Raw genomic sequence first — 14392 nt, 5'->3', positions numbered from 1 at the left:
CGCACGGGCGCCGCAGCACGCCCGCACGCCCGAAACCTCCACCACCCCGGAGAACACCCAGATGAAGCGCCACCTCATCTCGGCCGCCGACCTCACCCGCGACGACGCCGTCCTCATCCTCGACACCGCCGAGGAAATGGCCCGGGTCGCCGACCGGCCGATCAAGAAGCTCCCCACCCTGCGCGGCCGTACCGTCGTCAACCTCTTCTTCGAGGACTCGACGCGGACCCGCATCTCCTTCGAGGCCGCCGCCAAGCGCCTCTCCGCCGACGTCATCAACTTCTCCGCGAAGGGCTCGTCCGTCTCCAAGGGCGAATCCCTCAAGGACACCGCCCTGACCCTGGAGGCGATGGGCGCCGACGCCGTCGTCATCCGCCACCACGCCTCGGGCGCCCCCTACCGCCTCGCCACCTCCGGCTGGATCGACGGCGCGGTCGTCAACGCGGGCGACGGCACCCACGAGCACCCCACCCAGGCCCTGCTGGACGCCTTCACCATGCGCCGCAGGCTGGTCGGGGCCGACCAAGGGCTCGGCCGCGACCTCGAAGGCCGCCGGATCACCATCGTCGGCGACGTCCTGCACAGCCGGGTGGCCCGCTCCAACGTCCACCTGCTGACCACGCTCGGCGCCCACGTCACCCTGGTGGCCCCGCCCACCCTGCTGCCGATCGGCGTGGAGCAGTGGCCCTGCGACGTCAGCTACGGCCTGGACGAGGTGCTCCCGAAGTCCGACGCGGTGATGATGCTGCGTGTGCAGCGTGAGCGGATGAACGCCGCGTACTTCCCCACCGAGCGCGAGTACTCCCGCCGCTACGGCCTCAACGGCGACCGCATGGCGAAGATGCCCGAGCACAGCATCGTCATGCACCCCGGCCCGATGAACCGCGGCATGGAGATCACGGCCGAGGTCGCCGACTCCGACCGCTGCACCGCCGTCGAGCAGGTCGCCAACGGCGTCTCCGTCCGCATGGCCGTGCTCTACCTGCTGCTCGGCGGTTCCGAACCCGCCACCACCGCCCGTCCCGAGGGGAACAAGTAACCATGAGCAAGATCCTTATCCGCGGCGCGCAGATCCTCGGTGGCGAAGTCCAGGACGTCCTGATCGACGGCGAGACCATCGCCGAGATCGGCACCGGCATCGAGGCGGCCGACGCCACCGTCGTCGAGGCGGCGGGCCGGATTCTGCTGCCCGGCCTGGTCGACCTCCACACCCACCTGCGCGAGCCCGGCCGCGAGGACTCCGAGACCGTCCTGACCGGCACCAAGGCCGCGGCCGCAGGCGGCTTCACCGCCGTCCACGCCATGGCCAACACCTTCCCCGTCGCCGACACCGCCGGCGTGGTCGAGCAGGTCTGGCGGCTCGGCAAGGAGTCCGGCTACTGCGACGTCCAGCCGATCGGCGCCGTCACCGTCGGCCTGGAGGGCAAGCAGCTCGCCGAACTCGGCGCCATGCACGACTCGGCCGCCGGGGTGAAGGTCTTCTCCGACGACGGCAAGTGCGTCGACGACGCCGTGATCATGCGCCGCGCGCTGGAGTACGTGAAGGCCTTCGACGGAGTCGTCGCCCAGCACGCCCAGGAGCCCCGCCTCACCGAGGGCGCCCAGATGAACGAGGGCACCGTCTCCGCCGAGCTCGGCCTCGGCGGCTGGCCCGCCGTCGCCGAGGAGTCGATCATCGCGCGCGACGTGCTGCTCGCGGCCCACGTCGACTCCCGGGTGCACATCTGCCACCTGTCGACCGCCGGCTCGGTCGAGATCGTCCGCTGGGCCAAGTCCAAGGGCTGGAACGTCACCGCCGAGGTCACCCCGCACCACCTGCTCCTCACGGACGAGCTGGTGCGCTCGTACGACCCCGTCTACAAGGTGAACCCGCCGCTGCGCACCGAGGCCGACGTCATGGCCCTGCGCGAGGCACTCGCCGACGGCACCATCGACTGCGTCGCCACCGACCACGCCCCGCACCCGCACGAGGACAAGGACTGCGAGTGGGCCGCGGCGGCGATGGGCATGGTGGGCCTGGAGACCGCGCTCTCCGTCGTCCAGCAGACGATGGTCGAGACCGGTCTGCTCGACTGGGCGGGCGTCGCCGACCGCATGTCCTTCCGCCCGGCGGCCATCGGCCGCCTCGACGGACACGGCCGGCCCGTCTCGGCCGGTGAGCCCGCCAACCTCGTCCTCGTCGATCCGGCATACCGTGGTGTGGTGGACCCCGCGGGCTTCGCGTCCCGCAGCCGCAACACCCCTTACGAGGGCCGCGAGCTGCCGGGACGGGTCACCCACACCTTCCTGCGGGGCCGTGCCACGGTCGTCGACGGGAAGCTCACGTGACAAAACTGATCCCCCTGTACCAGCTGGCCGCCGAGCAGAAGTCGGCCGACGTGACCGACTGGTCCGCCCGGATCAGCTGGGTCGTCGGAATACTGATCTTCGTCGTCTTCGTCTACTGGCTGATGCGCCAGGGATGGAAATGGCGCGGCAGCCTCCAGTCCGACCTCCCGGAGCTCCCCGCCACCCCCGCGGGATTCGGCGACGAGCCCCCGCTCCTGACGCTCACCGGCCGGTACCACGGCTCGACCACCGCCGGGCAGTGGCTCGACCGGATCGTCGCCCACGGCCTCGGCACCCGCAGCCGGGCCGAGCTCACCCTCACGGACCAGGGCCTGGACGTCGTACGTCCCGGCGCGACCGGGTTCTTCGTGCCGGCCGAGGCGCTGCGCGAGGCCCGGCACGAACGGGCCATCGCGGGCAAGGTCCTCCCCGAGGGCGGCCTGCTGGTCATCACCTGGGCCCACGGCGACAAGCTGATCGACTCCGGGTTCCGCTCCGACCGGGCGGACGAGCACCAGGCCTGGATCGACACCCTCACACCTCTCACCAGCACTACGGAAGGCACCGCACGATGACGATCTCCAATCCGGGGTACGCCTCGAAGAGGAATGGGGTGTCTCCCGCCGTACTCGTCCTGGAGGACGGCCGCATCTTCCGCGGCCGCGCCTACGGGGCCGTGGGGGAGACCTTCGGCGAGGCCGTTTTCTCCACCGGTATGACCGGCTACCAGGAGACGCTGACCGACCCCTCCTACGACCGCCAGATCGTCGTCGCCACCGCGCCGCAGATCGGCAACACCGGCTGGAACGACGAGGACGACGAGTCCGCCCGCATCTGGGTCTCCGGTTACGTCGTCCGCGACCCCGCCCGCATTCCGTCCAACTGGCGCTCGCGCCGCTCCCTGGACGAGGAGCTGAGCAAGCAGGGCGTCGTCGGCATCAGCGGCATCGACACCCGCGCCCTCACCCGCCACCTGCGCGAGCGCGGCGCGATGCGCTCCGGCGTCTTCTCCGGCGAGGCACTCGCCCCCGACGCCGAGCTGCTCGCCCGCGTCCAGGCCCAGCCGCAGATGAAGGGCGCCAGCCTGTACGAGGAGGTCGCCACCAAGGAGGCCTACACCGTCGCGGCCGTCGGCGAGAAGAAGTTCACCGTCGCCGCGATCGACCTCGGCATCAAGGGCATGACCCCGCGCCGGATGGCCGAGCGCGGCATCGAGGTGCACGTGCTCCCCGCGACCGCGACCGTCGAGGACGTCTACGCCGTCGCCCCCGACGGCGTGTTCTTCTCCAACGGCCCCGGCGACCCCGCCACCGCCGACGGCCCGGTCGCGCTGATGCGCGCCGTGCTGGAGCGCAAGACGCCGCTCTTCGGCATCTGCTTCGGCAACCAGATCCTCGGCCGCGCCCTCGGCTTCGGCACCTACAAGCTGAAGTACGGCCACCGCGGCATCAACCAGCCCGTCCAGGACCGCACGACCGGCAAGGTCGAGGTCACCGCGCACAACCACGGCTTCGCCGTGGACGCGCCCCTGGACAAGATCTCGGACACCGAGTTCGGCCGCGCCGAGGTCTCGCACGTCTGCCTGAACGACCAGGTCGTCGAAGGACTGCACCTCCTCGACCAGCCCGCGTTCAGCGTCCAGTACCACCCCGAAGCAGCCGCCGGCCCGCACGACGCCGCGTACCTCTTCGACCGTTTCGTCACCCTGATGGAGGGCCAGCGTGCCTAAGCGCTCCGATATCCAGTCCGTCCTGGTCATCGGCTCCGGCCCGATCGTCATCGGCCAGGCCGCCGAGTTCGACTACTCCGGTACCCAGGCGTGCCGCGTGCTCAAGGCCGAAGGCCTGCGCGTCATCCTGGTCAACTCCAACCCGGCCACGATCATGACCGACCCGGAGATCGCCGACGCCACCTACGTCGAGCCGATCACCCCCGAGTTCGTCGAGAAGATCATCGCCAAGGAGCGCCCCGACGCCCTCCTGCCGACGCTGGGCGGCCAGACCGCGCTCAACACCGCCATCTCCATGCACGACAACGGCGTGCTGGAGAAGTACGGCGTCGAGCTGATCGGTGCCAACGTCGAGGCGATCAACAAGGGCGAAGACCGCGACCTCTTCAAGGGCGTCGTCGAAGCCGTCCGCGAGAAGATCGGCCACGGCGAGTCCGCCCGCTCGGTCATCTGCCACACGATGGACGACGTCATCCAGGGCGTCGACACCCTCGGCGGCTACCCCGTCGTCGTCCGCCCCTCCTTCACCATGGGCGGCGCCGGCTCCGGCTTCGCCCACGACGAGGACGAGCTGCGCCGCATCGCCGGACAGGGCCTCACCCTCTCGCCGACCACCGAGGTGCTCCTGGAGGAGTCCATCCTCGGCTGGAAGGAGTACGAGCTGGAGCTGATGCGCGACCGGAACGACAACGTCGTGGTCGTCTGCTCCATCGAGAACTTCGACCCGATGGGCGTCCACACCGGTGACTCCATCACCGTCGCCCCGTCGATGACGCTCACCGACCGCGAGTACCAGCGACTGCGCGACCTCGGTATCGCGATCATCCGCGAGGTCGGCGTCGACACCGGCGGCTGCAACATCCAGTTCGCCATCGACCCCACCGACGGCCGGATCATCGTCATCGAGATGAACCCGCGCGTCTCCCGGTCCTCGGCGCTCGCCTCCAAGGCCACCGGCTTCCCGATCGCGAAGATCGCCGCCAAGCTGGCCATCGGCTACACGCTGGACGAGATCCCGAACGACATCACGGAGAAGACCCCGGCGTCCTTCGAGCCCTCGCTCGACTACGTCGTGGTCAAGGCCCCGCGCTTCGCCTTCGAGAAGTTCCCCTCCGCCGACTCCACCCTCACCACCACCATGAAGTCGGTGGGCGAGGCCATGGCGATCGGCCGCAACTTCGCCGAGGCGCTGCAGAAGGCGCTCCGCTCGCTGGAGAAGAAGGGCTCGCAGTTCTCCTTCACCGGTGAGACCGGCGACAAGGACGCCCTGCTCGCCGAGGCGGTCCGTCCCACGGACGGCCGTATCAACACCGTCATGCAGGCGATCCGGGCCGGCGCCACCCCCGAGGAGGTCTTCGACGCGACGAAGATCGACCCGTGGTTCGTGGACCAGCTCTTCCTGCTCAAGGAGATCGCCGACGAGCTGGCCTCGGCCGAGCGCCTCGACGCCGACGTGATCGCCGAGGCCAAGCGCCACGGCTTCTCCGACGCGCAGATCGCCGAGATCCGCGGCCTGGACGAGGGCGTCGTCCGCGAGGTCCGCCACGCGCTGGGTATCCGTCCGGTCTACAAGACGGTCGACACCTGCGCCGCCGAGTTCGCCGCGAAGACGCCGTACTTCTACTCCTCGTACGACGAGGAGAGCGAGGTCGCGCCCCGCACCAAGCCCGCGGTGATCATCCTCGGATCGGGTCCCAACCGCATCGGCCAGGGCATCGAGTTCGACTACTCCTGCGTCCACGCCTCCTTCGCGCTCAGCGACGCGGGTTACGAGACCGTGATGGTCAACTGCAACCCGGAGACCGTCTCCACCGACTACGACACCTCCGACCGGCTCTACTTCGAGCCGCTCACCCTGGAGGACGTCCTGGAGATCGTCCACGCGGAGACGCTGGCCGGTCCCGTCGCGGGCGTCATCGTCCAGCTCGGCGGCCAGACCCCGCTGGGCCTGTCGCAGGCGCTCAAGGACAACGGCGTGCCCGTCGTCGGCACGTCTCCCGAGGCGATCCACGCCGCCGAGGACCGCGGCGCCTTCGGCCGGGTGCTCGCCGAGGCCGGTCTGCCCGCGCCCAAGCACGGCACCGCCACCACCTTCGACGAGGCCAAGGCGATCGCCGACGAGATCGGCTACCCGGTCCTGGTGCGCCCGTCGTACGTCCTCGGCGGACGCGGCATGGAGATCGTCTACGACGAGACCCGCCTGTCCTCGTACATCGCCGAGTCCACCGAGATCAGCCCCACCCGGCCGGTCCTGGTCGACCGCTTCCTCGACGACGCGATCGAGATCGACGTCGACGCGCTCTACGACGGCACCGAGCTCTACCTCGGCGGCGTCATGGAGCACATCGAGGAGGCCGGCATCCACTCCGGCGACTCCGCCTGCGCACTGCCGCCGATCACCCTCGGCGGACACGACATCAAGCGCCTGCGGGTCTCCACCGAGGGCATCGCCAAGGGCGTCGGCGTCCGCGGACTGATCAACATCCAGTTCGCGCTCTCCGGGGACATCCTCTACGTCCTGGAGGCCAACCCCCGCGCCTCCCGGACCGTCCCCTTCACCTCGAAGGCGACCGCCGTCCCGCTCGCCAAGGCCGCCGCCCGCATCTCGCTGGGCGCGACCATCGCCGAGCTGCGCGCCGAGGGCCTGCTGCCGGCCCAGGGCGACGGCGGCACCCTGCCGCTCGACGCTCCGATCTCCGTCAAGGAGGCCGTCATGCCGTGGTCGCGCTTCCGCGACATCCACGGCCGCGGCGTGGACACCGTCCTTGGCCCGGAGATGCGTTCGACGGGTGAGGTCATGGGTATCGACTCCGCCTTCGGGACGGCTTACGCCAAGTCCCAGGCCGGCGCGTACGGCCCGCTTCCCGTCAAGGGCCGCGCGTTCATCTCCGTCGCCAACCGCGACAAGCGCTCGATGATCTTCCCGGCCCGGGAACTCGTCGCCCACGGCTTCGAGCTGATGGCGACCTCCGGCACCGCCGAGGTCCTCAAGCGCAACGGCATCAACGCCACCGTCGTGCGCAAGCAGTCCGAGGGCGAGGGCCCGAACGGCGAGAAGACCATCGTCCAGCTCATCCACGACGGCCAGGTCGACCTCATCGTCAACACGCCGTACGGCACCGGCGGCCGGCTCGACGGCTACGAGATCCGGACCGCCGCGGTGGCCCGCTCCGTACCGTGCCTGACGACCGTCCAGGCGCTCGCCGCCGCGGTCCAGGGCATCGACGCGCTCCGGCGCGGGGACGTCGGCGTACGGTCCCTGCAGGAGCACGCCGAGCACCTGACGGCGGCCCGCGACTAGCAGGTACGGACCCGCCCGGGACCCACACGGTCCCGGGCGGGCCAGGCAAGGGGGGCACCGGTCTGCGGTGTCCCCCTCTTCGTGAGGACACCTTCGATGTACAAGTTCTTCTTCCAGCTGGTCTTCAAGCGGATGGACCCCGAGCAGGCCCACTACCTGGCCTTCCGGTGGATCCGTCTCGCCGCCCGTACCCCCGTCCTGCGGACGTACGTCGCCGCGGTGCTCGCCCCCCGGTACAAGGAACTGCGCACCGAGGCGCTCGGCCTGCGGATGCACGGTCCCTTCGGTCTCGCCGCCGGCTTCGACAAGAACGCCGTCGCGATCGACGGCATGGCGATGCTCGGCTTCGACCACGTCGAGATCGGCACCGTGACCGGCGAGCCGCAGCCCGGCAACCCCAAGAAGCGGCTCTTCCGCCTCGTCGCCGACCGCGCCCTGATCAACCGCATGGGCTTCAACAACGAGGGCTCCGCCGCCGTCGCCGCCCGCCTCGGCGCCCGCGAGCCCGTCTTCCGCACCACCGTCGGCGTCAACATCGGCAAGACCAAGGTGGTGGAGGAGGCCGACGCCGCCGCCGACTACGTGAAGTCCACCGAGCGCCTTGCCGCGCACGCCGACTACCTCGTGGTCAACGTCTCCTCGCCCAACACCCCCGGCCTGCGCAACCTCCAGGCCACCGAGGCGCTGCGCCCGCTGCTGACCGCCGTGCGCGAGGCCGCCGACCGCACCGTGACCGACCGCCGTGTCCCGCTGCTGGTCAAGATCGCCCCCGACCTCGCGGACGAGGACGTCGACGCCGTCGCCGACCTCGCCGTGGAGCTCGGCCTCGACGGCATCATCGCCACCAACACCACCATCGCCCGCGACGGCCTCGGCCTGCGCTCGCCCGCCTCCCTCACCGGGGAGACCGGAGGACTCTCCGGCGCCCCGCTCAAGGCACGCTCCCTGGCGGTCCTCACGCGGCTCTACGCGCGCGTGGGCGACCGGATCACCCTGGTGGGCGTCGGCGGCATCGAGAACGCCGAGGACGCCTGGCAGCGCATCCTGGCCGGCGCCACGCTCGTCCAGGGCTACAGCGCCTTCATCTACGAGGGTCCGTTCTACGCCCGCGCCATCCACAAGGGGCTGGCCGCCCGGCTGGCCGCATCCCCGTACGCCACCCTCGCCGAGGCCGTCGGCGCCGCCAACCGGAAGGCCGCACAGTGACCCCCCAGACCTCCGAGCCGTTCGGCGCCCGCCTGCGCCGCGCCATGGACACCCGCGGACCGCTCTGCGTCGGCATCGACCCGCACGCCTCGCTGCTCGCCTCCTGGGGGCTGTCCGACGACATCGCGGGCCTGGAGCGCTTCACCCGTACGGTCGTCGAGGCACTGGCCGACCGGGTCGCCGTCCTCAAGCCGCAGTCCGCGTTCTTCGAGCGCTTCGGCTCGCGCGGCGTCGCCGTCCTGGAGACCGCCGTCGCCGAGGCCCGTTCGGCCGGCGCGCTCGTGCTGATGGACGCCAAGCGCGGCGACATCGGTTCCACCATGGGCGCCTACGCGGCCACCTACCTCGACAAGGACTCGCCGCTGTTCTCGGACGCGGTCACCGTCTCGCCGTACCTCGGCTTCGGATCGCTGCGCCCGGCACTCGACGCCGCCGCGGTTTCCGGCGCGGGTGTCTTCGTGCTGGCGCTCACCTCCAACCCGGAGGGCGCGGAGGTGCAGCGCTCGACCGCGGCCGACGGCCGCTCGCTCGCCCAGCTGATGCTCGACCACATGGCCGCCGAGAACGCCGGAGCCGAGCCGCTGGGCTCGGTCGGCGCGGTGGTCGGCGCGACCCTCGGGGACGCCGGGGTGAACCTGGCGATCAACGGCCCGCTGCTCGCTCCCGGGATCGGCGCCCAGGGCGCCACCCCGGCCGATCTGCCGGCCGTTTTCGGCGCATCGGTGGGAAATGTGGTGCCGAGCGTGAGCCGGGGTGTTCTGCGTCACGGTCCGGACGTCGAGGGTCTGCGCGGAGCCGCGGCACGCTTCGCCGACGAGGTCCGTACGGCCGTTCACGGATAGTTGAATGCGACACATAACAGCGCGTTGACGAATTCCTGAGCAAAATACCGGGCGTTATGCGGTAAATGTCCTGGTCGGTCGAGGCTGACCAGGACTTTTCGTTCGTTCTCGCTGACTCCGGAGCGGTTGGCCGCTAGTCTCCGTCGAGAGCCAACGAGCACAGGTTGTTGTTCGTGGCTCGCCAGGTGTGGGGCACAAGGTTCCTCACCGGTCCGTATCCGACAGATCGATATCCGAGGTGACGTAGGCGTGGCTCTTCCGCCCCTTACCCCTGAACAGCGCGCAGCCGCGCTCGAAAAGGCCGCCGCGGCTCGCCGGGAGCGGGCCGAGGTCAAGAATCGACTCAAGCACTCCGGCGCCTCGCTCCACGAGGTCATCAAGCAGGGTCGGGAGAACGACGTCATCGGCAAGATGAAGGTCTCCGCACTCCTTGAGTCCCTGCCGGGCGTGGGCAAGGTCCGCGCCAAGCAGATCATGGAGCGTCTCGGGATCTCCGAGAGCCGCAGAGTCCGGGGTCTCGGCTCCAATCAGATCGCATCCTTGGAGCGAGAGTTCGGCGGCACAGCCGCCTGACGTTCTCAGGCACCCCTGAGAACCTGGATAATCGCTGCATGGCTGCAACATCCCGGGGGACGTCCCCCGTACCCCCGGACGTACGTCCGCGGCTGACCGTGCTCTCCGGCCCCTCCGGGGTCGGCAAGAGCACGGTCGTCGCGCATATGCGCAAGGTCCACCCCGAGGTCTGGCTCTCGGTGTCGGCGACGACCCGCAAACCGCGACCCGGCGAGAGCAACGGCGTCCACTACTTCTTCGTGGACGACCAGGAGTTCGACAAGCTGATCGCCAACGGCGAGCTGCTCGAATGGGCGGAGTTCGCGGGCAACCGCTACGGCACCCCCCGTCGGGCCGTCCTCGACCGGCTGGAGAACGGTGAGCCGGTGCTGCTGGAGATCGACCTCCAGGGCGCCCGGCTGGTCCGCGAGTCGATGTCCGACGCGCGGCTCGTCTTCCTGGCCCCGCCGAGCTGGGACGAGCTCGTCCGCAGGCTCACCGGCCGGGGCACCGAACAACCCGAGGTGATCGAGCGCAGGCTCGCCGCCGCCAAGGTCGAACTGGCCGCCGAGGCCGAGTTCGACACCACCCTCGTCAACACCTCCGTCGAGGACGTGGCACGCGAGCTGCTAGCCTTGATGCTTCAGGCTTCCGACCACCGTGCCACGAGCGACTGACGAACCGACGCGAACGGCCTCACGGTCGACGCGCAGTGTCAGCCGCACCGCACGGATCACCGTCGGCCGGCAGCCGCAGCATCAAAGATCTCTTTGATCTACACCCCCTTCGGAAGGCAGAGAGTGTCCTCTTCCATCACCACGCCCGAGGGCATCATCAACCCGCCGATTGATGAGCTCCTCGAGGCCACCGACTCGAAGTACAGCCTCGTGATCTACGCCGCCAAGCGCGCGCGCCAGATCAACGCGTACTACTCGCAGCTCGGTGAAGGCCTCCTCGAGTACGTCGGTCCGCTCGTCGACACCCACGTCCACGAGAAGCCGCTGTCGATCGCGCTCCGCGAGATCAACGCCGGCCTGCTGACCTCCGAGGCCATCGAGGGCCCCGCGCAGTAAGCAGCCTCACCTCCCGCCCCAGGCGGGAAGAACGCACCTTCACCCCGGGCCCGGCGGATCATCCGCCGGGCCCGGGGTGTGTCCGGGGCCCGGCCCGGCCGGGGGAGTGTCCGGCGCTTCGCGCGCCGAGCACCCCGGGCCGCCGGACGACGGGCGGCGAGGGTGGGGCAGCATGGAAGGACACCGAGCCGAGTGCGGGGAGACGCAGTGGAGAAGCCGAAGGTCGTTCTGGGGGTCAGCGGAGGCATCGCCGCGTACAAGGCGTGCGAACTACTGCGCCGGCTGACCGAGTCCGGGCACGACGTGACCGTGGTGCCCACCGCGGCCTCGCTGCACTTCGTCGGCGCCGCCACCTGGTCCGCGCTCTCCGGGCATCCGGTCTCCACCGAGGTCTGGAACGACGTCCACCAGGTGCCCCACGTGCGTACCGGGCAGGCCGCCGACCTCGTCGTGGTCGCCCCGGCCACCGCCGACATGCTCGCCAAGGCCGCCCACGGGCTCGCCGACGACCTGCTCACCAACACGCTGCTCACGGCCCGCTGCCCGGTCGTGTTCGCGCCCGCGATGCACACCGAGATGTGGGAACACCCCGCCACCCAGGACAACGTGGCCACCCTGCGCCGCCGGGGCGCCGTGGTCATCGAGCCCGCCGTGGGCCGGCTCACCGGAGTCGACACCGGCAAGGGGCGGCTCCCCGACCCCGCCGAGATCTTCGAGGTCTGCCGCCGGGTGCTGTCACGGGGCGTCGCGGCACCCGATCTCGCCGGCCGCCACGTGGTGGTCAGCGCCGGAGGCACCCGCGAGCCGCTCGACCCGGTCCGCTATCTGGGCAACCGGTCCTCCGGCAAGCAGGGGTACGCACTCGCGCGTACGGCCGTCGCACGGGGCGCCCGGGTCACCCTGGTCGAGGCGAACACCGGACTGCCGGACCCGGCCGGAGCCGACGTGGTCCACGTGCGAACCGCGGTCCAGCTGCGGGAGGCCGTGCTGAAGGCGGCGGCCGGCTCGGACGCGGTGGTGATGGCCGCCGCCGTCGCCGACTTCCGGCCCGCCGCGTACGCCGCGGGAAAGATCAAGAAGCGCGACGACCGGGCGGATCCGGTCATTGAACTCGTGCGTAATCCGGACATCCTCGCCGAGCTCTCCACCGAACGGGCCGCACCCGGTCAGGTGATCGTGGGGTTCGCCGCGGAGACCGACGACGTGCTCGTCAACGGGCGCGAGAAGCTCCGCCGCAAGGGGTGTGACCTCCTCGTCGTGAACGAGGTGGGGGAGCGCAAGACCTTCGGTTCCGAGGAGAACGAAGCGGTGGTCCTGGCCGCGGACGGCGGCGAGACGGCAGTGCCGTACGGGCCCAAGGAGGCCCTCGCCGACACCTTGTGGGACCTGGTGGCCGCCCGCTTCGCGGAGTAGATTCACCCCCGCCGCAGCCGCGTGGGCGGCTGGGGAGAAAATGGGTCTCCACAGTGCTTCCGCGGGAGGGCCGAACCCCCGCATTCTCCAGTGCCGCATGTCACAGCGCTCCCAAGGGGCGAGACATGTGGCCCAACCGCCGGAAGCGACCGATAAACTGGTCGCGGTTCGTGCCGGGCGCAGCTCCCGGCCGTTCCACCCATGATCAGCCAGCAGCCGCTGCAACCCCAGGGAGCGATGTGTCCCGCCGCCTCTTCACCTCGGAGTCCGTCACCGAGGGTCACCCCGACAAGATCGCTGACCAGATCAGCGACACGATTCTCGACGCGCTCCTGCGCGAGGACCCCACCTCGCGCGTCGCCGTCGAGACCTTGATCACCACTGGTCTGGTGCATGTCGCGGGTGAGGTCACGACCAAGGCCTACGCCGACATCCCCAACCTCGTGCGCAACAAGATCCTGGAGATCGGCTACGACTCCTCCAAGAAGGGCTTCGACGGCGCCTCCTGCGGCGTCTCGGTGTCCATCGGAGCGCAGTCGCCGGACATCGCCCAGGGCGTCGACACCGCGTACGAGAAGCGGGTGCTCGGTGCGGCGGCCGTCGAGGACGACGAGCTCGACAAGCAGGGCGCGGGCGACCAGGGCCTGATGTTCGGCTACGCCTGCGACGAGACCCCCGAGCTGATGCCGCTTCCGATCCACGTGGCGCACCGGCTGTCCCGCCGGCTCTCCGAGGTCCGCAAGAACGGCACCATCCCCTACCTGCGCCCCGACGGCAAGACGCAGGTCACCATCGAGTACGACGGCGACAAGGCCGTCCGGCTCGACACGGTCGTCGTGTCCTCGCAGCACGCCTCGGACATCGACCTCGACTCGCTGCTCGCCCCCGACATCCGCGAGTTCGTCGTGGAGCACGTGCTGGCGCAGCTCATCGAGGACGGCATCAAGCTCGACACCGAGGGCTACCGCCTCCTGGTGAACCCGACCGGCCGCTTCGAGATCGGCGGCCCGATGGGCGACGCCGGCCTCACCGGTCGCAAGATCATCATCGACACCTACGGCGGCATGGCCCGCCACGGCGGCGGTGCCTTCTCGGGCAAGGACCCGTCGAAGGTTGACCGTTCGGCCGCGTACGCCATGCGCTGGGTGGCCAAGAACGTCGTCGCGGCCGGGCTCGCCGCCCGCTGCGAGGTCCAGGTCGCGTACGCGATCGGCAAGGCCGAGCCGGTCGGTCTGTTCGTCGAGACCTTCGGCACCGCCGCGGTCGACACCGACAAGATCGAGCACGCCATCGGCGAGGTCTTCGACCTCCGTCCGGCCGCGATCATCCGCGACCTGGACCTGCTCCGCCCGATCTACGCGCAGACCGCGGCGTACGGCCACTTCGGCCGCGAGCTCCCCGACTTCACGTGGGAGCGCACCGACCGGGTCGACGCGCTGCGCGCCGCTGCCGGTCTCTGATCACCGCCGGTCCGTAGCGGCGGACCAGCACACGCGAGACGGCCGGGGCCCGGACACCATGACGGTGTCCGGGCCCCGGTCGTTCGCCGTGCGCCGGGCGCTGTCGGTCCCCTCTGGTAGGAATGTGGCTGTGAGCAGCGAGGACGAGCGGGCGGACGAGCCCGGGGACGGCATGCCGGAGCAGCTTGCGCTCATCCGGGAGACCGTGCGCCGGGCCAAGGTGCCGCGCGCCAAGCCGCGCACCTGGCGCGGCGCGCCGCTGGCCGCCGAACTGCCCGTCGCGCGGGTCCTGGTGAACAAGGGCGTGCTCCACCTCGACCAGTACTTCGACTACGCGGTGCCCGAGGAACTCGACGCCGAAGCGCAGCCCGGCGTCCGGGTCCGGGTCCGTTTCGGGGCCGGCTCAGACCCCCCGGCTGACCGAACTCATGTTGAAGTCCGGGACGCGCAGTGCGGGCATCGCGGCGCGGGTGAACCAGTCGCCCCAT

At 70.5% G+C, this 14392-nt stretch carries 12 protein-coding genes and 1 pseudogene; all 13 read left to right on the top strand.

Features of this window, described 5'->3' with window-relative positions; genetic code table 11:
* Nucleotides 1-61 precede the first annotated feature (61 nt).
* Nucleotides 62-1039 (top strand): aspartate carbamoyltransferase catalytic subunit, encoded by a 978-nt coding sequence (locus ACWD3D_RS08135; protein WP_451460096.1) that lies wholly within the window; start codon nucleotides 62-64, stop codon nucleotides 1037-1039.
* A gap of 2 nt (nucleotides 1040-1041) precedes the next feature.
* Nucleotides 1042-2328: a dihydroorotase gene (locus ACWD3D_RS08130; protein ID WP_451460082.1), complete on the top strand. Its 1287-nt coding sequence runs from the start codon at nucleotides 1042-1044 to the stop codon at nucleotides 2326-2328.
* A complete protein-coding gene (locus ACWD3D_RS08125) occupies nucleotides 2325-2903 on the top strand; it encodes a PH-like domain-containing protein (protein ID WP_451460081.1) in 579 nt (192 codons plus the stop codon). Before ACWD3D_RS08130 ends, ACWD3D_RS08125 begins: the two co-directional genes overlap by 4 nt.
* Nucleotides 2900-4057 carry a glutamine-hydrolyzing carbamoyl-phosphate synthase small subunit gene (gene carA, locus ACWD3D_RS08120; protein ID WP_451460080.1) on the top strand — a complete coding sequence of 386 codons (1158 nt, stop codon included), beginning with the start codon at nucleotides 2900-2902 and terminating at the stop codon, nucleotides 4055-4057. The genes ACWD3D_RS08125 and carA overlap by 4 nt, the downstream gene beginning before the upstream one ends.
* Nucleotides 4050-7358: a carbamoyl-phosphate synthase large subunit gene (carB, locus tag ACWD3D_RS08115; RefSeq protein WP_451460079.1), complete on the top strand. Its 3309-nt coding sequence runs from the start codon at nucleotides 4050-4052 to the stop codon at nucleotides 7356-7358. Before carA ends, carB begins: the two co-directional genes overlap by 8 nt.
* 96 nt (nucleotides 7359-7454) lie before the next feature.
* Nucleotides 7455-8564, top strand: a complete 1110-nt coding sequence (locus tag ACWD3D_RS08110; RefSeq protein ID WP_451460078.1) for a quinone-dependent dihydroorotate dehydrogenase — start codon at nucleotides 7455-7457, stop codon at nucleotides 8562-8564.
* Nucleotides 8561-9406, top strand: coding sequence for an orotidine-5'-phosphate decarboxylase (gene pyrF / locus ACWD3D_RS08105; protein ID WP_451460077.1), 846 nt, complete (start codon nucleotides 8561-8563; stop codon nucleotides 9404-9406). The genes ACWD3D_RS08110 and pyrF overlap by 4 nt, the downstream gene beginning before the upstream one ends.
* Nucleotides 9407-9655: 249 nt before the next feature.
* Nucleotides 9656-9979, top strand: coding sequence for an integration host factor (locus ACWD3D_RS08100; RefSeq protein ID WP_327174683.1), 324 nt, complete (start codon nucleotides 9656-9658; stop codon nucleotides 9977-9979).
* Between the two features lie 38 nt (nucleotides 9980-10017).
* Nucleotides 10018-10635, top strand: coding sequence for a guanylate kinase (gmk, locus tag ACWD3D_RS08095; protein ID WP_451460076.1), 618 nt, complete (start codon nucleotides 10018-10020; stop codon nucleotides 10633-10635).
* A gap of 123 nt (nucleotides 10636-10758) precedes the next feature.
* A complete protein-coding gene (gene rpoZ, locus ACWD3D_RS08090) occupies nucleotides 10759-11031 on the top strand; it encodes a DNA-directed RNA polymerase subunit omega (protein WP_003970369.1) in 273 nt (90 codons plus the stop codon).
* Nucleotides 11032-11238: 207 nt separating this feature from the next.
* Nucleotides 11239-12444, top strand: a complete 1206-nt coding sequence (gene coaBC, locus ACWD3D_RS08085) for a bifunctional phosphopantothenoylcysteine decarboxylase/phosphopantothenate--cysteine ligase CoaBC (protein WP_451460075.1) — start codon at nucleotides 11239-11241, stop codon at nucleotides 12442-12444.
* 239 nt (nucleotides 12445-12683) lie between these two features.
* Nucleotides 12684-13904: a methionine adenosyltransferase gene (gene metK, locus ACWD3D_RS08080; RefSeq protein ID WP_451460074.1), complete on the top strand. Its 1221-nt coding sequence runs from the start codon at nucleotides 12684-12686 to the stop codon at nucleotides 13902-13904.
* A 130-nt stretch (nucleotides 13905-14034) separates the two neighbouring features.
* A pseudogene (locus ACWD3D_RS08075) lies at nucleotides 14035-14307 on the top strand (primosomal protein N' family DNA-binding protein); the annotation flags it as partial.
* Nucleotides 14308-14392: the final 85 nt, after the last annotated feature.

Source organism: Streptomyces sp. NPDC002690, from assembly GCF_053592415.1.
The sequence above is the reverse complement of the archived record's forward strand: the minus strand, read 5'-3'. Positions and strand labels throughout refer to the sequence as shown.